The sequence below is a fragment of the Pseudomonas sp. LBUM1653 genome (genome assembly GCF_059716115.1).
Window position 1 is genome coordinate 6,272,316 of sequence record NZ_CP166803.1, and the last position, 19,574, is coordinate 6,291,889.

At 61.6% G+C, this 19,574-nt stretch carries 17 protein-coding genes; 10 read left to right on the forward strand and 7 right to left on the reverse strand.

What is annotated here, in order from left to right:
* The first annotated feature begins 14 nt into the window (after window positions 1-14).
* Window positions 15-1,094, forward strand: a complete 1,080-nt coding sequence (locus tag ACA054_RS28330; RefSeq protein ID WP_497687135.1) for an endonuclease/exonuclease/phosphatase family protein — start codon at window positions 15-17, stop codon at window positions 1,092-1,094.
* Window positions 1,095-1,103: 9 nt separating this feature from the next.
* On the opposite strand, the gene hrpB is transcribed toward ACA054_RS28330, so the two are convergent.
* The gene (gene hrpB / locus ACA054_RS28335) at window positions 1,104-3,623 is read right to left on the reverse strand and encodes an ATP-dependent helicase HrpB (protein ID WP_497687136.1); all 2,520 of its coding nucleotides are present in this window, start codon (window positions 3,621-3,623) and stop codon (window positions 1,104-1,106) included.
* 110 nt (window positions 3,624-3,733) lie between these two features.
* Between hrpB and pmcY the strand changes: the two genes are divergently transcribed.
* Window positions 3,734-4,153, forward strand: a complete 420-nt coding sequence (gene pmcY / locus ACA054_RS28340; RefSeq protein ID WP_497687137.1) for a periplasmic Zn2+ metallochaperone PmcY — start codon at window positions 3,734-3,736, stop codon at window positions 4,151-4,153.
* 29 nt (window positions 4,154-4,182) lie between these two features.
* Window positions 4,183-5,085, forward strand: coding sequence for a cation diffusion facilitator family transporter (locus ACA054_RS28345; RefSeq protein ID WP_497687138.1), 903 nt, complete (start codon window positions 4,183-4,185; stop codon window positions 5,083-5,085).
* On the opposite strand, the gene ACA054_RS28350 is transcribed toward ACA054_RS28345, so the two are convergent.
* A complete protein-coding gene (locus tag ACA054_RS28350) occupies window positions 5,067-5,927 on the reverse strand; it encodes a DUF6515 family protein (protein WP_497687139.1) in 861 nt (286 codons plus the stop codon). The two genes, ACA054_RS28345 and ACA054_RS28350, sit on opposite strands and share 19 nt — an antisense overlap.
* A gap of 435 nt (window positions 5,928-6,362) precedes the next feature.
* On the opposite strand from ACA054_RS28350, the gene ACA054_RS28355 reads away from it, so the two are divergent.
* Both ACA054_RS28355 and ACA054_RS28360 read left to right on the forward strand, forming a co-directional pair.
* A complete protein-coding gene (locus tag ACA054_RS28355) occupies window positions 6,363-6,842 on the forward strand; it encodes an Lrp/AsnC family transcriptional regulator (RefSeq protein WP_007937367.1) in 480 nt (159 codons plus the stop codon).
* A gap of 199 nt (window positions 6,843-7,041) precedes the next feature.
* Window positions 7,042-7,251, forward strand: a complete 210-nt coding sequence (locus ACA054_RS28360) for a DUF2788 domain-containing protein (protein ID WP_401315516.1) — start codon at window positions 7,042-7,044, stop codon at window positions 7,249-7,251.
* On the opposite strand, the gene ACA054_RS28365 is transcribed toward ACA054_RS28360, so the two are convergent.
* The 4 genes from ACA054_RS28365 to ACA054_RS28380 all read right to left on the reverse strand — a co-directional run bounded on the left by ACA054_RS28365 (window position 7,246) and on the right by ACA054_RS28380 (window position 13,799).
* Entirely contained in the window at window positions 7,246-7,812 is a 567-nt protein-coding gene (locus ACA054_RS28365) for a pseudouridine synthase (RefSeq protein WP_497690388.1), read from the reverse strand. The two genes, ACA054_RS28360 and ACA054_RS28365, sit on opposite strands and share 6 nt — an antisense overlap.
* Before the next feature lie 138 nt (window positions 7,813-7,950).
* Window positions 7,951-9,450, reverse strand: coding sequence for an AMP nucleosidase (gene amn, locus ACA054_RS28370; protein ID WP_497687140.1), 1,500 nt, complete (start codon window positions 9,448-9,450; stop codon window positions 7,951-7,953).
* A gap of 240 nt (window positions 9,451-9,690) precedes the next feature.
* Window positions 9,691-11,340, reverse strand: a complete 1,650-nt coding sequence (locus tag ACA054_RS28375; protein ID WP_497687141.1) for an acyl-CoA dehydrogenase family protein — start codon at window positions 11,338-11,340, stop codon at window positions 9,691-9,693.
* Between the two features lie 74 nt (window positions 11,341-11,414).
* Window positions 11,415-13,799 (reverse strand): 7TM diverse intracellular signaling domain-containing protein, encoded by a 2,385-nt coding sequence (locus ACA054_RS28380; RefSeq protein ID WP_497687142.1) that lies wholly within the window; start codon window positions 13,797-13,799, stop codon window positions 11,415-11,417.
* A gap of 303 nt (window positions 13,800-14,102) precedes the next feature.
* Here ACA054_RS28380 and ACA054_RS28385 point away from each other — a divergent pair, with 303 nt between their 5' ends.
* From ACA054_RS28385 to ACA054_RS28400, 4 genes are all read left to right on the forward strand, one after another.
* Entirely contained in the window at window positions 14,103-14,900 is a 798-nt protein-coding gene (locus tag ACA054_RS28385; RefSeq protein ID WP_497687143.1) for a hydroxymethylpyrimidine/phosphomethylpyrimidine kinase, read from the forward strand.
* 32 nt (window positions 14,901-14,932) lie between these two features.
* Window positions 14,933-15,556 (forward strand): thiamine phosphate synthase, encoded by a 624-nt coding sequence (thiE, locus tag ACA054_RS28390; protein WP_497687144.1) that lies wholly within the window; start codon window positions 14,933-14,935, stop codon window positions 15,554-15,556.
* A 10-nt stretch (window positions 15,557-15,566) separates the two neighbouring features.
* A complete protein-coding gene (hemL, locus tag ACA054_RS28395; protein ID WP_497687145.1) occupies window positions 15,567-16,850 on the forward strand; it encodes a glutamate-1-semialdehyde 2,1-aminomutase in 1,284 nt (427 codons plus the stop codon).
* A 218-nt stretch (window positions 16,851-17,068) separates the two neighbouring features.
* Window positions 17,069-17,623 carry a tetratricopeptide repeat protein gene (locus tag ACA054_RS28400; RefSeq protein ID WP_497687146.1) on the forward strand — a complete coding sequence of 185 codons (555 nt, stop codon included), beginning with the start codon at window positions 17,069-17,071 and terminating at the stop codon, window positions 17,621-17,623.
* 141 nt (window positions 17,624-17,764) lie between these two features.
* On the opposite strand, the gene ACA054_RS28405 is transcribed toward ACA054_RS28400, so the two are convergent.
* Window positions 17,765-18,094, reverse strand: a complete 330-nt coding sequence (locus ACA054_RS28405) for a DUF1820 family protein (protein WP_008066015.1) — start codon at window positions 18,092-18,094, stop codon at window positions 17,765-17,767.
* Between the two features lie 135 nt (window positions 18,095-18,229).
* On the opposite strand from ACA054_RS28405, the gene miaB reads away from it, so the two are divergent.
* Window positions 18,230-19,558, forward strand: coding sequence for a tRNA (N6-isopentenyl adenosine(37)-C2)-methylthiotransferase MiaB (miaB, locus tag ACA054_RS28410; RefSeq protein ID WP_497687147.1), 1,329 nt, complete (start codon window positions 18,230-18,232; stop codon window positions 19,556-19,558).
* The last annotated feature ends 16 nt before the right edge of the window (window positions 19,559-19,574 follow it).

Genomic DNA, 19,574 nt, shown 5'->3' on the forward strand with positions numbered 1-19,574 from the left:
CGATAAGCCGAGCCATGACCCGACTGCTGCGCTACACCTTGCTGGGATTGTTGATCGTCATCGGCTTGGCTTGGGTGATGGTCTACAGCCTGACCTGGCGCCCCGAGGCCAAGGAAGTGATTGCGGCCAGTTGCAGCACCCAGGCACCGACGCTCGCCCCGGGCCAGGCGCTGAAGGTCATGACCTGGAACGTCCAGTACCTGGCGGGCAAGCGCTATGTGTTCTGGAATGACCTGGCCGCAGGCGCCGACGATTCCCCCACGCCGGAAGACATGGCCTTCAGCCTCGACGAAGTGGCGCGGGTCATCCGCGACGAGCAACCGGACGTCGTGCTGCTGCAGGAACTCGATGACGGTGCCAAGGCCAGCGACTACCAGAACCAGCTCAAACTGCTACAGGAGCGGCTCGCCGACCTGTATCCGTGCAGTGCCCATGCCTTCGACTGGAAGGCTGACTTCGTGCCGGATCCGCACATTTTCGGCAGCGTCGGCCGGCAACTGGCGACCCTGAGCCGCTATCAGATCGAGCACGCCGAGCGTGTGCAATTGCCGATCGCATCGGCCAACCCGATCAGTCGCCAGTTCCAACCGAAAAACGCCTTGCTGGTGACCTACCTGCCATTGAGCGACGGTGCCCAGCTCGCTGTCCTCAACACCCATCTGGACCGAGTGACTCAACCTGACGAGACGTTGCAAGCCCAGGTCGCGGCTGTGGCCAAGGCCCTCGACAAGTTCGAAAGCCGCGGTACGCCCTGGCTGATCGGTGGCGACTTCAATCTGCTGCCGCTGGGGCAATACCAGCGCCTGCCCAGCGAACAGCGCACCCCCTACTCCGCCGACAGCGCCCTGCATGTGTTGTGGGACAAGTACCCGATGATCCCCACCAACAACGAATCCGGCGGGATCGACCGCGCGCGCTGGCTGACCCATTACCCGAACGATGCCGGTTTGAACGGCCCGGACCGGACCGTCGACTATCTGTTCTACAGCCCGCGGATCAAACGGGTCGAGGCGATGGTCCGGCAAGACGATACCCTGCGCATCTCCGATCACCTGCCGGTGATTGCGCGGTTTCTGCTGCCCGCCGCGCCGTAGATCGCGGCGTCATTGCTTGCGCGGCTTGATCCGTGCCGTGGCTTCGGCCACCAGCGGGTCGTCCGGCCAGTAATGTTTCGGGTAGCGTCCCTTCAGGTCTTTTTTCACCTCGGCGTAGGTGCTGCGCCAGAAATTCGCCAGGTCCTGGGTCACCTGCACGGGCCGCCGCGCCGGGGACAGCAAATGCAGCTTGACCACTTGCCGGCCACCGGCGATGCGTGGGGTTTCGGCCAGGCCGAACAGTTCCTGCAAGCGCACCGCCAGGATCGGCGGCTGTTCGCTGTAATCCAGACGAATCGATGAACCCGATGGCACGCTCAAGTGGTGGGGCGCCAACTCGTCCAGCCGTTGCGGCAGTGGCCATGGCAACAGGTTGTGAACGATGCTCGAGAGGTCGAGATTGGCGAAATGACTGAGCCGCGAGACTTTGCCCAGATACGGCATCAGCCAGTGCTCAAGGTTGTTCAGCAGAGCAGCGTCGCTGACATCTGGCCAATCGCTTTCGCCCTTGCTACCCAGGTCCAGTTGGCGCAACAACGACACCCGTGCCTGCCACTGACGCAACTCCGGGGTCCACGGCAACAGCTCCAGGCCTTTGCGCCGCACCAGATTCACCAATGCCTGACTGCGGGCGTTTTCATCGAGACCGGTGAGCGGTTCGCGGCTGAGGATGAGCTCGCCAACCTTGCGTTGGCGCTCGGCCCGCAGCACACCTTCGCGCTCATCCCAATCCAGTTGATCGACGCAACGCACCTGTTCGGCCAGTACCGAGTCGAACAACGCCGGATCGAAATCCGCCGCCAGATAAATCCGCTCTTCACGCTGGCCCTGACGGCTGCCGAGATCGGCGATCACTAGCCACGGCTGTTTCATCAGGCTGTCGGCTTCGGCAAACAGCGCGGCGCGACCGTTGGCCAAGCGGTACTCGGCGCCACCGGCACGGCGCTGCTGGGCGACGCGGTCGGGATAGGCCAACGCCAGCAACGCACCGAGCCAGCGAGGATGGTCGGGATCGCTGACCGGCTCCGACGCCTTGCCGCGCAAATAGCCGCGATATTGCCGCGCCAGTTGCCGGACTCGTTGTACGCCGCCCTGAGCACCACGAGCGCCGCGCGCTTCGCCGGACAACAGCGCCAATCGGCTGTGCAAATCGGCGCCAGCGCCACGCAGGATATCGCGCTCGCCGAGCAATGCCGCAACATCGCAGGCCATGTCGGCCAAGCCGAGCGCCTGTCCGCGTAACAACAAGTGCGCAATACGTGGATGCGCCGGCAGTTCGGCCATGGCCTGGCCGTGACGGGTCAGCGCTTCGCCATCCAATGCGCCAAGACGAACCAGCAAGTCCTGAGCCTGTGCATAAGCGGCTGTCGGAGGCACATCAAGCCAAACCAATTGGCCCGGTGTCACACCCCAACGACCCAACTGCAGCGCCAACCCGGCGAGATCCGCCGATAGAATTTCCGCACTGCCATATGCCGCTAATTGTTCGTGCTGATCCTGCGACCACAAGCGATAGCACACACCCGGTTCCAGTCGCCCTGCCCGGCCCGCACGCTGGGTAGCGCTGGCCTTGGAAATACGCTGGGTGTCGAGGCGGGTCATGCCGCTGCCGGGATCGAAACGCGGCACCCGCGCCAACCCGGCGTCGATCACCACCCGCACGCCGTCGATAGTCAGGCTGGTCTCGGCGATATTGGTGGCCAGCACCACTTTGCGTTTACCCGGCGGCGCCGGATCAATCGCCGCACGTTGCGCGGCGAGGTCCAGTTCACCGTGCAACGGACAGAGCAAGACCTGAAGGTTATCGCCCAGCGCATCGGCCAGTTGTTGATGCACGCGACGGATCTCGGCCTGCCCCGGCAGGAACACCAGCACGCTGCCGGTTTCATCGCTCAAGGCTTCGAGGATGGTCTGCACCAGCCGTGGCTCGATGAATTCGCCTGCCTGGAATGGCCGGCCCCAGCGCATCGCCACCGGGTACATACGGCCTTCGCTGCGCAGGATCGGCGCGTCGTCCAGCAACCCGGCCAGCCGTTCGCCTTCCAGGGTGGCCGACATCAGGAGGATTTTCAGTGGCTGATCGTCGCGGAACAGTTCCCGGCCATTCAGGCTCAGGGCCAGCGCCAGATCGGCGTCGAGACTGCGTTCGTGGAACTCGTCGAAGATCAACAAGCCCACGCCTTCAAGCGCCGGATCGTCCTGCAAACGCCGGGTGAGTATGCCTTCGGTGACCACTTCGATACGGGTGTTGGGGCCGACCTTGCTGTCGAGCCGAATGCGATAACCCACGGTTTCACCGACCTTTTCGCCCAGCTCACTGGCCAAGCGCTCCGCTGCCGCCCGCGCGGCCAAGCGGCGCGGTTCGAGCATCAGGATGGTCTGCCCGGCCAGCCACGGCTCGTTGAGCAATGCCAGGGGAACACGGGTGGTCTTACCGGCGCCGGGCGGTGCTTCGAGCACGGCTTCGTGGCGTGTCGCCAGGGCGTCACGCAGGGCGGGTAAAACTTCATCAATCGGCAAAGAAATCATGCTGGCTCCAAAACAGAGGGCCGAGTATAACGGCGAACTGCTGGACGTTAGTCAGGGTCTTAATTCATACCGACGACGTTTCGTTTTCCAGAAGACTCAGGAGATTTCATATGCGTGTTCCCTTTCGCCTGATTGGCGGTGTTTTGGTCGCGACCCTGCTGACTCAGGTCACCGCGTGCGGGTCGATTTTCTACCCCGATCGCCGTGGCCAGATCGATGGCAAGATCGACCCGGCCATCGCCGTGCTCGACGCCGTGGGCCTGCTGTTCTACGTCATCCCCGGCCTGATCGCCTTCGCCGTGGACTTCGCCACCGGGGCAATTTACTTCGAACCGGGCAAGACTGCCCAGGTCGACCCGGAAAAACTCAAGGAAGCCATTGGCGCGGACGGCAAGGTCGATAACCTCAAGTTGCAGACTATTCTGCAGCGTGAACTGGGCCGCAGCTTGCCGCTGGACGATCCACGCCTGATCCAGCACAAGGGCAGCACCCAGCAACTGGCCATGTTCGGCCTGCAACCCGCCGCGTAACCGGGGCACGCCAAGGAAAATCCGCACCCATGATCACAAGCGTCGAACACGCCCGCCTGCTGCGGCTGGCGACCCGTGCCTCGGTGGCGGTGGCTTGCACCCTGATCATCGCCAAAGCCATCGCCTGGTGGCTGAGCGGCTCGGTGAGCATGCTCGCCGGGTTGACCGACTCCGCACTCGACGGCGTGACTTCGCTGCTCAACCTGCTGGCGGTGCACTACGCCTTGCGCCCGGCCGACGACGATCATCGCTATGGGCATGGCAAGGCCGAGTCTCTGGCCGGCATGGCCCAGGCGCTGTTCATCGGCGGCAGTGCGGTGTTGATTGCACTGCAGGCATGGGACCGGCTCAAGCATCCGGAACCGGTGGGCGCACCGTGGATCAGCATCGGGGTAATCGTGTTCTCGCTGGGCCTGACCCTGGCGCTGCTGATGTTGCAGCATCGAGTGGTCAAGGCCACCGGTTCCAACGCTGTGCGCGCCGACGCCCTGCATTACCGTTCGGACATGCTGCTCAATGGCAGCATCCTGGTGGCGCTGGTGCTCGCCGGGTTTGGCTGGCATCAGGTCGACGCCTGGTTCGGATTGGGGATTGCCGCCTACATCTTTTGGAGCGCGGTTACGATCGCCCGGGAAAGTTTTGCGGTATTGATGGATGAGGAACTGCCGCCGGACGTCAGCCAGCACATGCTGGAACTGGCTTGCAGTGTGCCCGGGGTGTTGGGCGCACATGATTTGCGTACGCGGATTTCCGGCAACCAGTGGTTTGTGCAGTTGCACCTGGAATTGCCGGGGGAACTGACCCTGTCAGTCGCCCACGGCATCAGCGATCAGGCCGCCGATGCGATTCATGCCGCCTACCCGCGGGCCGAAGTGCTGGTACACGCCGATCCGCAGGAAGTCGTCAAAGCCGCTCAAAACGTCACCCGATAACCGCGACTTGCCAGGCAACCGCCCTGGGCCTGACGGTAGGTCTGCAGCACCGCCGGGTCGGGTTGATAGGTATCGACCCGCGGGTCAAAACCACTCTGCTCGACCGCCCAGCGGTAGCAATCGTAGCCATCCTGGTTGACCTGCCCCGGTGACTGGCCGTTGGCCGGATAAGCCTCCACGTCGTAGCCATTGCCGGTCGCCAACGGTTGGCCGGGCGGCTCGACCACCACGTAATCCTGAGTGCTTTGCTGATAGGCGTAGTAGGAACCAGCCGCCAGGAACAACAACGAACCCCCGATCCAGACTTCACGGGCATAATCGGGCAGGTACTGGACGCGAATCCCGCGCGGCGGCTGCACCACCACATAACGCGAGCCTTGTGGGCGATACCAGTAGCCACCGGAGTAGTAGTAATCCCGGCCACCATAGGGCACGCGGTAGTCGCGCTCCGGGAAGCGGTCGATCACGTGCCCTGGACGATACTGCGGGCCAGGCCCCCAGCCATTGCCGTGGCCGCTGGGACGACCCTGCCAATGGTTGTTGTCATTGGACGGTGCGCCGATATAGCCATTCCAGTGCGGGTTAGGATCATTGCGCCGCGGCTCGTCCTGATAGTGACCACGCCGCGCTGGCTGAGTCTGTTGCACAGTGTCGGGTCGAGGCTGGATGGGCAAGTCATTGGCCGGCAGTTGCGGCGGTGGTGGCGGCGAGCGCACCCGGCTGTTGTAATCCGGAGGTGGACGGTTCTGCGGCTGGTCGGCTTGCGATTGCGCATTGACACTCACCTCTATACCGACAATCAGCAAACCAACACCGGCCAAACGCCAGATGCGCGATCTCATGCTTTTCCTCAATGCGGGTCAGGGCCTGTAGGTAAGACTGAAAATGCAAAGGCCGGTTCTGCAACAGGTTATCAGTCGCGAAACTTATTTATTGAGGGCAGGTGGCAAATTGCGGGCAAGAAAAAGGGGAGACCCGTCGGCCTCCCCTTGAGAACTTCGTCCGTGCTCGACGCTTTTGACGTCGGCTCACCTCACGCCGTCTTCTGGACAGTGTGCAGCTCGGGGGCCAGCACATCCCCTGTGGGGGTGGCGACCGCGGCGGGCCTGATTCGGCGGGCCGCATTGGACTGTTTGTCCGAGCAGTGATTCTGGTGATAAGAATAGGCTCGGAGCGCCAGCAGAGGATTGCGAAGATTGCTCAAATAAACATCACTTGCGCAATTTTTAACCCTGGATAGATAATCTGTCGCAATAGTTATGACAAGGGACCGTTTGATGAGCAAACTTGACCGATATGACCTGAGCATTCTGGCTGAATTGCAGCGCGACGCGCGCATCTCCAATCAGGAGCTGGCCGAACGCATCGGCCTGTCGCCTTCCCCCTGCTCACGACGGGTCAAGCAACTGGAAGACGATGGCTACATTTCCCGCCAGGTCGCCCTGCTCGACCGCAAGATGCTTGGCCTGAGCCTGACGGCGTATGTACTGATCGGCATGGACCGGCACACGCCGGAGCGATTCGAAAATTTCGAAGCCGCCATTCGTACCTTGCCGCAGGTACTGGAATGCAGTCTGGTGACCGGGATGGATGCCGATTATCAACTCAAGGTCGTGGTGCCGGACATGGACCATTATCAGAAATTGCTGCTGGGGCATCTGACGCGGATTGAAGGGGTGACCAGTGTGCGGTCGAGTTTTGTACTCAATCAGGTTTTGAACAGCACCGAACTGCCTTTGACACATCTGCGCAGCTGAGGACGCCTTCGCGAGCAGGCTCGCTCCCACAGGGATCTCACATGCGCTGGGGATTCACTGTGGGAGCGAGCCTGCTCGCGAAGGGGCCGGCACAGGCGACGAATAGCTGCGACACACCGCCGCAGGTCAATACTTCGTGAAGACGGCGTGACGTATACTCGCCGCGCCCTTTTAGCCTCGCCCGCGCCGGAGATGTTCAATGGATCCTGCAGTATTCGAAGAGTGGATGATGACCGCCCTGGTCAGCATCCTGATCATTTTCATGGGTTTCATCGTCTGGGATTTGGCGAAGAAGTCCAAGGCCGGACGCTTTGGCTCATTCATTCTGTTCTTCGTGCTGGGCCTTGGCGTCGCTGCATTTGTGATCAAAAGCGTGGTGATCGGCCTGATCGAATCCGGCACTTTATAAGCGCGCCGGCACCTCCTTCCACTGGCCCTGCTCGAGCCCCTCGATCGACCAGTCTCCGATCCTGACCCGCACCAGCCGCAACGTCGGCAGTCCGACCGCCGCCGTCATGCGGCGCACCTGCCGATTACGGCCTTCGCGAATCACCAGCTCCAGCCAATGGGTCGGCACACTTTTACGAAAGCGTACCGGCGGGTTGCGCGGCCACAATTGCGGTTCATCCAGTTGCCGCGCCTCGGCAGGCAGGGTCATGCCATCGTTCAATTCGACACCGTCACGCAAGCGCTGCAATTGCTCAGCGCTAGGCTCGCCTTCGACCTGCACCCAGTAGGTCTTGGCCAGCTTATGTTTCGGGTCGGCGATGCGTGCCTGGAGCTGACCGTCGTTGGTCAGCAGCAGTAGACCTTCGCTGTCGCGGTCCAGCCGTCCTGCGGGGTAGATCCCCGGAACATCGATGTAGTCCTTGAGGGTCGCGCGCCCTTCTGCGTCGCTGAATTGCGTCAACACATCGAAGGGTTTGTTGAACAGGATCAGCTTGGGCGCGGCCGGTGGCGCCTTGGCGATACGGCGCGGGGCTGCAGGGGATGGCTTTGCGCCAGGGCGGCGGGAAACAGGACGTTGTGGACGGGACATGGCGAAAGAACATCTAACGGTCAGGGCTGCTAATGCTAGTAGCCCGACCGTTAAATGACCATCGCCAAATCAGCGGAACGGCGGCTCGTCGAAGCTGCGCAGTTTTCGCGAGTGCAACGAGTTGAGCTCGGTGCGCAGCAAATCCACGGCTTCGATACCGATTTTCAGGTGCTGGCTAACCGCGCGTTCATAGAAGGCATTGGCCGAACCTGGCAACTTGATCTCGCTGTGCAGGGGTTTGTCCGACACACAGAGCAGCGTGCCGTAAGGCACCCGCAAGCGATAACCCTGGGCCGCGATCGTGCCGCTTTCCATGTCCACCGCCACTGCGCGGGACAGGTTGATCAGCGGCCGCTCCTGGGCCCAGCGCAGCTCCCAGTTACGGTCGTCGTAAGTCAGTACGGTGCCGGTGCGCAGGCGCTTTTTCAGCTCGTCGCCCTTCTCGCCGGTGATGTTCGCCGCCGCTTGCTGCAAGGCCATCTGCACTTCAGCCAAGGCCGGAATCGGGATGTTCGGCGGCACGACCCGGTCAAGAATTCCGTCACGGCGCATATAGGCGTGGGCCAGCACGTAGTCGCCAATGGTCTGCGACTGACGCAGGCCGCCACAGTGGCCGATCATCAGCCAGCAATGCGGACGCAGCACCGCCAGGTGGTCAGTGATGTTCTTGGCGTTGGACGGCCCGACGCCGATATTGACCAGGGTCACGCCGTGACCGTCAGTGGCGATCAGGTGGTAGGCCGGCATCTGGTAGCGATGCCAGACCACTCCTGCGGCAATCGCCGAGGCTTCGCCGTGATCCATGCTCTTTTCGATGATCACGTTGCCCGGCAGCACCATGCGCACGAAGCGCGGATCTTTGCGCAATTGCTCCAGGCCATGGACGATGAACTGGTCGACGTAACGGTGATAGTTGGTCAGCAGGATCCATGGCTGCACATGCCGCCAGTCACTGCCGGTGTAATGCACCAGTCGGCGCAGGGAAAAATCCACCCGGGCCGCATCGAACAGCGCCAAGGGCAGCGGATCTGTGTTTTCCCAATCGTACAAACCGTCGGCAATACCGTCGGTCGCCGCCGACAGGTCAGTACTCGGGAACACCCGCGCCAGCACGGCGGCGGTGACACCGGAACCGGCCAACTCATCGCCCTGCTCGACCACGTACGGATAAGGAATGTTCTGCTGGCTGACACCGACCTCTACCGTCACGGTGAAGTCGTGCATCAACGGCACGAGTTGCTCCAGCAGGTATTTACGGAAGGCGGCGGGATGGGTGACGGTGACGCTGTAGGTGCCCGGCAACTGGACCTTGGCGTAGGCGCGCGTGGTCTGCGGGACTTCGCCCTGGCAGTGGTAGGTCAGACGCAGTTCGGGATAACGAAACATCGCCCGTTGTTCGGCGTCCGGCTCGACACGATCCTTGAGATATTGCTTGAGCGCCTGGCTCAGTGCGGTGGTTGCACGATTGTGCAAGAGCGCAAGCCGGTCTACAGCTTGCTCGGCGGTTTGAACGACAATAAAAGCTTCGGTCACGATCAGCATCCTGTGTTCTGACTTGCAGGCCTTCATCTTGCCTGTATCGTCGCTTCACGGGAACAGTGGTGACACAAATGCAGGATGCACCGCAGCTCCACTGTGGGAGCGAGCCTGCTGTGGCGAGGGGATTTATCCCCGTTCGATTGCGAAGCAATCGTAGTCCAGTCAGCGTGTTCTCATTCAAGAACGCGCTGACTGGATTCAGGGGCGCTTCGCACCCCAACGGGGATAAATCCCCTCGCCACAGCTCGCTCCCACAGGGGACGGTGTCGTTCAGAAACCTTGCGGGGTCGAACGAGCAACAATCGCCTCCACATCCACCCCCCGCGGCAACGCACCATACGCCCGGCCACCACCATTCAGACGACTGGCGATAAACCCATCACTCACCGCCGCATTCCCCGCCTCCAGCAGCAGTTTGGCCTGCAACCCCAAGGCGATGTCTTCGGTCAGTTGCCGGGCCCGGTATTGAATGTCGCTGGTGTCCTTGAAAGCGCTCTGCAGCTGGCTAATGTGCGCGGCCAGGCGTTTGTCGCCATGACCATCGCCCAACTCGCTGAACAACGCATCGAGCACACCCGGCTCCTTGGACAGGGCTCGCAGCACATCAAGGCATTGCACGTTGCCAGAGCCTTCCCACGTAGAATTCACCGGTGCCTCGCGGTAAAGGCGCGGCAAGATGCTGTCTTCGACGTATCCCGCCCCGCCCATGCATTCGGCGGCTTCGTTGATCATGGCCGGCGCGCGTTTGCAGATCCAGTACTTGCCCACCGCCGTCACCAGTCGGGCGAACTTGGCTTCCTGGGCGTCGTCCAGATGATCGAGCGCCCGACCCATGCGCAGGCTCAAGGCCAGGGCGGCTTCGCTTTCCAGCGCCAGGTCCGCCAGCACGTTCTGCATCAGGGGCTGTTCGCTGAGCAACTTGCCGCCAACCCTGCGGTGGGCGCAGTGATGGCTGGCCTGGGTCAGTGCCTGGCGCATCAACGAACTTGAGCCGACCATGCAATCGAAACGGGTCATGGCGACCATCTCAATGATCGTCGGCACGCCGCGCCCCTCCTCACCGACCATCCACGCCAAGGCACCGCGAAACTCCACTTCGCTGGAAGCGTTGGAACAGTTGCCGAGTTTGTTTTTCAGGCGCTGGATGTAGAACTGATTGCGCGTGTCGTCCGGACGATGCCGCGGCAGCAGGAAACAGGTCAGACCCTTGTCCGTCTGCGCCAGTGTCAGGAAGGCATCGCACATGGGCGCCGAACAGAACCACTTGTGCCCCACCAGTTCGTACGCCTGGCCCGGACCGCTGGCTCCCACCGGATAAGCCTTGGTGGTGTTGGCGCGGACATCGGTGCCGCCCTGCTTCTCGGTCATGGCCATGCCGATCGTGACGCCGGCCTTGTGGGCCATGCCGACATTGCGCGGGTCATACTCGGTGGACAGAATCTTCGGCAGCCATTGGTCCGCCAGGTCCGGTTGCAGGCGCAGTGCCGGGACGCTGGCAAAGGTCATGGTCAACGGGCAGCCGCTGCCGGCCTCGGCCTGGCTATGCACGTAGGTCATGGCGGCGCGGGCGACATGCGCGCCGGACTGCGGGTGTGCCCAGGGCAACGAAGTCAGGCCATGCTCGATCGCCGTGCGCATCAGTTCGTGATAGGCCGGGTGAAATTCCACCAGGTCGATGCGATGACCATAGCGATCATGACTGCTGAACACCGGCTTGTTCTGATTGGCCAGGAACCCCGCCGCCATCAGCGGTCCACCGGCGAGAGCGCCGTATGCATCGATCCGCGATTCGGCCCAACCGGCCCCGAAACGCCGCGACCACTCCTGCAGGGGCAAGTCAATGCGATACAGGTTGGCGCCGTCCAGCGAGGGTGGCTGGTTAGTGACTTCGTGGGTTTCGGCGAACTGATGCAGGTTCATGACGGGGCTTCTTTGGTCAGCCAAGGGACTTCAGTTAAGCACCGCCCCCTGGCCGATCAAAGTGTCATATCTGCCTAACTGTCGGCGCTTTCGCCCTGCTCAGAACAGAGCACTCGACGATAAAGCGCGACCTGCAAGTCCTCGAATTTTACCGGCTTGCTCAAATGGTCAATCATTGCGCCGCTCGGGCAGCGCTCCCGGTCAGTACCCAGGGCGATCATGAACACCGGCACTTGCGCGCAACCGGGCAACGCCCGGATCTGACACCACACGGAAACACCGTCCAAGGCCTGCAACTGACAATCGACCAGCACCGCATCGAAGGTTTCGCGATGCAGCAGATCGAGCGCGGCGAGACCGCTGTCAGCTGTGCGCACGCGGAACCCGAGCTTGAGCAACATACCGCGCATCACCAATTGATTGACGTTGTTGTCATCCACCAGCAATACGCTGCAATCCTGAGGCAGACGCAGTTGTGACAACTGCCGCGTCGCGAGCGGCGTGGCAGGTCGCTGCGCTGCTGGCATGTCAAACTCGACGTCAAGCTGGAAACGGCTGCCACGCCCCGGCTCGGAGCGGTGTGTCAGGCGCCCGCCGAGCAGCTCCACCAGTTGCCGGCAGATGGCCAGGCCGACACCCAGGCCGCCGTACTCGCGCGTCATCGAACCGTCGAGCTGGAAGAAGCGCTGATACATCGTCGCCTCCCCAAGGTCGGTGAAGCCGATGCCGGTGTCGATCACCGCAAAGGACAACGCCATTCGCTCGGGGTTGACTGTTTTCCCGGTGACCCGCAGCGCCAGTCCGCCGACTCGGGTGAACTTGATTGCGTTATCCAGCAGGCACTCCAGGCATTGCGCCAACTTGGCGCTGTCGCCGTGCAGGCGATCCGGCACACCCGGTGCCACATCGACCTTGAAGTCCAGCGACTTGCTCGTGGCATTGCCGTAGAACTGGGCGCGCAATGCGTCCATAACGGCACGCAAACTGAAGGTGGCCGGGGTCGCCTTGAGCTTGCCCGCCTGCAGCTCGGTCAGGGTGAGAATGCCATTGACCATGCGCATCATGTCCCGCGCCGATCCCGCGGCCGTTTGCTGATATTGCTCCAGCTCAGGGTCCATCTCGACGGTCTGCATCAGCTCCAGCGAACCGATCACACCATTCATGGGCGTGCGCAACTCGTGGGTCAGGGTGGCGAGGAATTCGTCCTTGAGCTTGTTGCTGTGTGCCAGTTGCTGGTTGAGCACCTCAAGCTTTTGTCCCGCGTCGAGCAGGGTTTGCGCCTGCTGCTCGCGCATGGCGTTGATGCGGTCGGCCAGGGCCATGGACAGCAGCGCCACTTCGATGGCCGAGCCAATCTGGCTGGAGTACATGGTAAGGAACACATTCGGCAGGTAACCCAGCACCATCAATGTATTGATGATGCCGCCGAGCAGGAACGCCGACCAGGCAATGATGAAATAACGCGCGACCCGCAGGCCACGCAGCCAGGCAAAAATCCCCGCGGCAAAGATCACCACCGTGAAGGTCAGTGCCAGGGTCGTGGCCAGGCGCAAGGCCAGGGCGTAGCTGGTCATCAGGGATAACCCGACCACCAGCGCGCCAAATGCCACCAATGTCAGCAGCAAGCGGTCCATCCAGCGGCTGAGGGTGGCGGTCTGCAGGAAGCTGCGGGCGAACTGGCTACCGAACAACCCGGCACACCCGATGAAAAAGGGCGTCGAGGCGTTGGCCCACCAGGGATTGTCTGGCCAGAAGTACTGCACGGCGGCGCCGTTCACCGACAGCTGATACAAACCGAACGAGGCGATGTAGAAGATGTAGTAGAGATAGCTGGTATCGCGCACGCTGAGGTAGATGAACAGGTTATAGACCAGCATCCCCAGCAATACACCGTAGATCAGCCCCAACACATAGAGGCGTACCGGCTGGTCTTCGAGGTACGCAGTACTGGACCACAACGTGACCGGCGCCTGGATCGACCCCTGGCTTTGCAGGCGCAGATACAGGGTTTGCGCCTGGTCAGGGGTAAAGTCCAGCGTGAACAGGTAGTTGTTCTGGCGGATTTCGCGACTGGCGAACGGCAAGGCATCGCCGGTCTGCCTGGCCAATTGATAGTTGCCGCTTGCATCAGGCAGATACAGATCAAGGTGATCGAGCGGCGGGTAAGCCAGTTCCAGCAGCCAGGTCCGTTGCGCAGCCGGATTTAGAGGGCGGTAATGCAGATCGATTTTCAGCCAGAACACCGAACGCGAATAGCCAGCGTTGAGGGTGGCTTTATCATGCGCCTTGAAGTTGCCGGCCGCCGCCTGCGCACGGACATCCGCGACAGTCGCCTGACCACCCACGTCTTCAAACACTTGCAGGGTTCGTCCGAGGGGAAGGCTTTGGGTGAGTTCATTGAACTCAACGGCGTTCGCCAAGAGGGGCAAATACAACATAAACATCAACAAATAGCGCATTTATGCCCCAGCGTGGCCCGTCCGGTTTTGTCAGGAAGCCCCCCATTCCTTTTGAGTAGACGTAAAACCGGTGATACCTGTTATTGATTTGGATCCACTCTAGCATAGCCGTTGATGGCTAATGAGCACTACAGAAACTTTTCGCACAAAGGCTCTAGAACGGGCGTTCCAGCGAAGATTATTGAGATAGAGCTGTTCTGTCGAACAGAGAGCGACAAGTGCTCGAACCCAAGCGTAATTTCCCGCATCACCGTTTATTGGCCGACGCCCGAAAAAAGATGTTTGGTGGTAAGCTCGCGCACCATGAATATCTACAGCTCTCGCCCCGTTGTCCTCTGTCTCTCCGGCCACGACCCAAGTGGTGGCGCCGGCTTGCAGGCAGATATCGAAGCCCTGCTCGCTCAGGGTTGCCATGCGGCTCCGACCGTCACCGCCCTGACCGTGCAAGACACCGTCAATGTCACTGACTTCCGCGTCCTCGACCGTGAGTGGGTGTTGGCCCAGGCCAATGCCGTGCTCAACGATTCCGAAGTCGCGGCCGTCAAGCTCGGCATGCTCGGTTCCCTGGAAATGGTCGACACCGTGGTCGAACTGCTTTCGGCGCACCCGCACTTGCCGGTGGTCTGTGACCCGGTGCTGCGCGCCGGTGGTGGTGGTCGCCTGGGCAAGGACGAAGTCGGCTATGCCATGCGCGAACGCCTGCTGCCGCTCTCGATCATCGCCACCCCCAACCTTCCCGAAGCCCGGATCCTCGCCGAACTGCCTGAAGGCACCGCGGACCAGTGCGCTGAAAAACTCCTGCCGTTCGTCAAACACCTGCTGATCACCGGCGGCCATGGCGATGAAACCGAAATCCACAACCGCCTGTACAGCCGCGATGGCTTGCGCGAAACCTACACCTGTCAACGCCTGCCTGGCAGCTATCATGGCTCGGGCTGCACCCTGGCCAGTGCGCTTGCCGGCCGTCTGGCCCAAGGTGAAAACCTCGCCAGTGCGGTACAGACAGCGCTTAACTACACGTGGCGCACCCTGCGCGATGCGGAGCAGCTGGGCAAAGGCCAATTCGTGCCTCGCCGCCTGCCACTGGACTTCTGTTCGTAACTATCTATCAGCACTGCGGTGAGGCTTGTCCGATGAAACTACGTGGCCTGTACGCCATTACCGACAGCCAGTTGCTGGCCGGTAAATTTCTTTCGTACGTGGAGGCGGCGCTGGAAGGCGGCGTCACCCTGCTGCAATACCGCGACAAGAGCAACGATGAGGCCCGTCGTCTGCGCGAGGCCGAAGCCCTGCGCGATCTGTGCGAACGCTACAAGACCCAGTTGATCATCAACGACGACGCCGAGCTGGCGGCACGCCTGAACGTCGGCGTGCATCTGGGTCAGACCGATGGCCCGCTGTCGCCGACCCGCGCCCTGCTCGGCTCCAAAGCGATCATCGGCTCGACCTGCCACGCGCAACTTGAACTGGCCGAGCAAGCGGCAAAAGAAGGCGCCAGTTACGTCGCCTTCGGCCGCTTCTTCAATTCCAACACCAAGCCCGGCGCACCGACCTGCAGCCTCGGCCTGCTCGACCAGGCCCGTAAGCAGTTGCACCTGCCGATCTGCGCGATCGGCGGCATCACCCTGGACAACGCCGCCCCGCTGGTGGCCCACGGCGTCGATCTGCTCGCCGTGGTGCATGGCCTGTTTGGCGCCGAGAGCACGGCTGAAGTGACCCGCCGCGCCCGCGCATTCAACGAATTACTAAAAGTCTGAGAGCCCGATCATGTCTCGTTCCGAAACCCTGTTTGCCAATGCCCAGAAACACATTCCCGGTGGCGTGAACTCGCCGGTCCGCGCGTTCAAGAGCGTTGGCGGCACGCCGCTGTTCTTCAAGCACGCCGAAGGCGCCTACGTCACCGACGAAGACGACAAGCGTTATGTGGACTACGTCGGTTCCTGGGGCCCGATGATCCTCGGCCACAGCCATCCGGACGTCCTGGACGCCGTACGCAAGCAGCTTGAGCACGGCTTGTCCTACGGCGCGCCGACCGAGATGGAAACCCAGATGGCGGATCTGGTCTGCTCGCTCGTACCCTCGATGGAAATGGTGCGCATGGTCAGCTCCGGCACCGAAGCGACCATGAGCGCGATCCGCCTGGCCCGTGGTTTCACCGGTCGCGACAGTATCATCAAGTTCGAAGGCTGCTACCACGGTCACTCCGACAGCCTGCTGGTCAAGGCCGGCTCCGGCGCCCTGACCCAAGGCGTGCCGAGCTCGGCGGGTGTGCCGGCGGCGTTCGCCAAACACACGCTGACCCTGCCGTTCAACGACATCGACGCGGTCGAGGCCATGCTCGCCGAAGTTGGCCAGGACGTCGCATGCATCATCGTCGAGCCGGTCGCAGGCAACATGAATTGCGTGCCGCCGGCCCCAGGGTTCCTCGAAGGCCTGCGGACCCTGTGCGACAAGCACGGCGTGGTGCTGATTTTCGACGAAGTGATGACCGGCTTCCGTGTTGCCCTCGGCGGCGCCCAGGCTCACTACGGCGTGACACCGGACCTGACCACCTTCGGCAAAATCATTGGCGGCGGCATGCCGGTGGGTTGCTTCGGCGGCAAGCGCGAAATCATGTCGCGAATCGCCCCGCTGGGTCCGGTTTACCAGGCCGGCACACTGTCGGGTAACCCGCTGGCGATGGCGGCGGGCCTGACCACCTTGCGCCTGATCAGCCGTCCGGGCTTCCACGACGAACTGACCGACTACACCACTCGCCTGCTCGACGGCTTGCAAGTGCGTGCCGATGCGGCAGGTATTCCGTTCGTGACCACCCAGGCCGGTGGCATGTTCGGCCTGTACTTCAGTGGCGCCGACGACATCGTGACTTTCGATGACGTGATGGCCAGCGACGCAGCCTTGTTCGGCCGCTTCTTCCACCTGATGCTGGAAGGTGGCGTGTACCTGGCGCCTAGCGCTTTCGAAGCCGGCTTCACCTCGATCGCCCACGGCGACGCCGAGTTGAAACTGACCCTGGATGCCGCCGAACGCGCATTTGCTGCACTGAAGTAACGCCGTAGCGCTGACGCTGGCCATTGCCGGCGTCAGCCTGCACTCCTGCCCTTTTTCCTCCTCATCTGCTAATAATCCCCGTTCAGTGGCCGATATATTTCCCGCGCAGCAGAAAAACGAGTAAAGACTTTGTAAGGTTGGCCCTGCTTATTTCATAATGCGCGCTTATTGGATCCCCTCGATGGGTCCGCGCGCCCCTCAGAGGTAAGTCGATTCCCATGAACCGCACCGGCCGCGCCCTTTCACTGGGCTGCCTGTTGCTCCTTCAGCCCCTGCTCGCGCTCGCACAAGCAGGCGGTAACTCGTTGTTAATCCCAGCGATGGGTCGCTGCACCCTCAATACCCAGCCGCAAGACCTGGCCCAGGCACTGGCTGCCTGCCAGAAAGCGTCGGATGAAGGGGATGCTCAAGCGCAATACGAGTTGGGTGAGTTCTACTACGAGGGTAAAAACGCGCCGCGCGATCTCAACAAAGCCCTGAACTACTTCGAAAAGGCCTCGCTGCAAGGTCACGCCCAGGCACAATTCAAACTCGGCACCATGTTCTTTCACGGCGAAGGCGTACCGGCCAATAACATCCAGGCGTATATCGTGCTGAAAATGGCGGCGGTCAACGGTGCGGAAGAAGCGCTGGACACTGCCGACGAAGTCGCCGAGAAAATGCCGCGCCAGGAACTGGAAGTCGCCACTCAGGTGCTGGGGCAGATTTTCCGCAAATACCTGATGGAATTGCAGAGTGCCGATGGGCGTACGCCGTTCGCGCCGCTTCCCTGATTCTCATATCGCTCTGGCTGCCCCTTTTCGCGAGCAGGCTCGCTCCCACAGTTGATCTATTGCGTTCACAACATGTGTGTCCAACGGTGATCTATTGTGGGAGCGAGCCTGCTCGCGAATGGGGCAACTAGGTCTTGAGGCCTACTTCTCAGGCATCGGCACCGGAAACGGCATCACATTGCCGACCGTGCCGCGGGCTTCGCTGATTTTCGGTGTGCCCAGGCGCTCGACCTCGTCGATGCGCACGATCGAATGCATTGGCACGAAACTGCGCACGACCCCTTCGAATTGGGCCTTGAGCTTCTCTTCGCTCGGGTCTACGACTACCTGTGTGCGCTCGCCAAAGACGAACTCTTCCACTTCCAGGAAGCCCCACAGATCGCTCTGATAGATCTGCTTGGCGTACATTTCGAACACCTGGCCCTGATTGAGGAAAATCACCTTGTAGATTGGAGCTTCACGTTTGGTCATGGTGGGCGAGCAACACATCGGGGGATAAAAATGAGGGCGCGAACTATAGCATAGCCGCTGGACGCGCAGCGGTAGGAACCTGAGTACATGTTCCCTATAATGCGCGGTTCTTTGAATCACGTGATGACTCTGTCCATGGCCAAGAAGCTTTACATCGAAACCCACGGTTGCCAGATGAACGAGTACGACAGCTCGCGCATGGTCGATCTGCTGGGCGAACACCAGGCCCTGGAAGTCACCGCGCGCGCTGAAGACGCCGACGTGATCCTGCTCAACACCTGCTCGATCCGCGAGCGCGCCCAGGACCGTGTCTACTCCCAACTGGGCCGCTGGCGCGAACTGAAGCTGGCCAACCCGGACATGGTGATCGCGGTCGGCGGCTGCGTGGCCAGCCAGGAAGGCGCCGCCATTCGCGATCGCGCGCCCTATGTCGACGTGGTATTCGGCCCGCAAACCTTGCACCGCCTGCCGGAAATGATCGACGCTGCGCGCATCACCAAGCTGCCGCAAGTCGACGTCTCATTCCCCGAAATCGAAAAATTCGACCACTTGCCCGAGCCGCGTATCGACGGCCCGAGCGCCTACGTATCGGTGATGGAAGGTTGCAGCAAATACTGCACGTTCTGCGTGGTGCCCTATACCCGCGGTGAAGAAGTCAGCCGCCCGTTCGACGACGTGATTGCCGAAATCATTCACCTGGCCGAACACGGCGTGCGCGAAGTGACGCTGCTCGGGCAGAACGTCAACGGTTATCGCGGCACGACCCACGATGGTCGCCTGGCGGATCTGGCCGAACTGATTCGCGTGGTCGCCGCGGTCGATGGCATCGACCGCATCCGCTACACCACCTCGCACCCGCTGGAATTCTCCGACAGCCTGATCCAGGCCCACGCCGACGTGCCGGAGCTGGTGAAACACCTGCACCTGCCGGTGCAATCGGGCTCGGACCGAATCCTCGCGGCGATGAAGCGCAACCACACAGCGCTGGAATACAAATCCAAACTGCGCAAGCTGCGCGCTGCTGTGCCGGGCATCTGCATCAGTTCGGACTTCATCGTTGGCTTCCCCGGCGAGACCGAGAAAGACTTCGAACAGACCATGAAGCTGATCGAGGACGTCGGCTTCGACTTCTCCTACTCGTTCGTCTACAGCCAGCGCCCGGGCACACCCGCCGCCGACCTGGCCGATGACACGCCGGAAGTACTGAAAAAAGAACGTCTGAACGCCCTGCAACATCGGCTGAACCAGCAAGGTTTCGAGATCAGCCGACAAATGGTCGGTTCGATTCAGCGGATTCTTGTAACCGATTATTCGAAAAAAGACCCCGGCGAGCTGCAAGGCCGGACCGAGAATAACCGTATCGTCAACTTCCGCTGCGACAATCCAACCCTGATCGGCCAGTTCGCCGACGTGCATATTGATGCCGCGCAGCCACACTCGCTGCGGGGCTCGCTGATCCCGTAACCCCGCAATACCCTGT

Excerpts from the sequence above, each read along its gene's own strand:
- ACA054_RS28380 (WP_497687142.1), bottom strand. The coding sequence starts at position 13,799 with ATGCGCTATTTGTTGATGTTTATGTTGTATTTGCCCCTCTTGGCGAAC.
- ACA054_RS28345 (WP_497687138.1), top strand. The coding sequence starts at position 4,183 with ATGATCACAAGCGTCGAACACGCCCGCCTGCTGCGGCTGGCGACCCGT.
- ACA054_RS28400 (WP_497687146.1), top strand. The coding sequence starts at position 17,069 with ATGAACCGCACCGGCCGCGCCCTTTCACTGGGCTGCCTGTTGCTCCTT.
- ACA054_RS28355 (WP_007937367.1), top strand. The coding sequence starts at position 6,363 with ATGAGCAAACTTGACCGATATGACCTGAGCATTCTGGCTGAATTGCAG.
- amn (WP_497687140.1), bottom strand. The coding sequence starts at position 9,450 with ATGAAGGCCTGCAAGTCAGAACACAGGATGCTGATCGTGACCGAAGCT.
- hemL (WP_497687145.1), top strand. The coding sequence starts at position 15,567 with ATGTCTCGTTCCGAAACCCTGTTTGCCAATGCCCAGAAACACATTCCC.
- pmcY (WP_497687137.1), top strand. The coding sequence starts at position 3,734 with ATGCGTGTTCCCTTTCGCCTGATTGGCGGTGTTTTGGTCGCGACCCTG.
- ACA054_RS28350 (WP_497687139.1), bottom strand. The coding sequence starts at position 5,927 with ATGAGATCGCGCATCTGGCGTTTGGCCGGTGTTGGTTTGCTGATTGTC.
- thiE (WP_497687144.1), top strand. The coding sequence starts at position 14,933 with ATGAAACTACGTGGCCTGTACGCCATTACCGACAGCCAGTTGCTGGCC.
- ACA054_RS28360 (WP_401315516.1), top strand. The coding sequence starts at position 7,042 with ATGGATCCTGCAGTATTCGAAGAGTGGATGATGACCGCCCTGGTCAGC.
- hrpB (WP_497687136.1), bottom strand. The coding sequence starts at position 3,623 with ATGATTTCTTTGCCGATTGATGAAGTTTTACCCGCCCTGCGTGACGCC.
- ACA054_RS28405 (WP_008066015.1), bottom strand. The coding sequence starts at position 18,094 with ATGACCAAACGTGAAGCTCCAATCTACAAGGTGATTTTCCTCAATCAG.
- miaB (WP_497687147.1), top strand. The coding sequence starts at position 18,230 with ATGGCCAAGAAGCTTTACATCGAAACCCACGGTTGCCAGATGAACGAG.
- ACA054_RS28330 (WP_497687135.1), top strand. The coding sequence starts at position 15 with ATGACCCGACTGCTGCGCTACACCTTGCTGGGATTGTTGATCGTCATC.
- ACA054_RS28385 (WP_497687143.1), top strand. The coding sequence starts at position 14,103 with ATGAATATCTACAGCTCTCGCCCCGTTGTCCTCTGTCTCTCCGGCCAC.
- ACA054_RS28375 (WP_497687141.1), bottom strand. The coding sequence starts at position 11,340 with ATGAACCTGCATCAGTTCGCCGAAACCCACGAAGTCACTAACCAGCCA.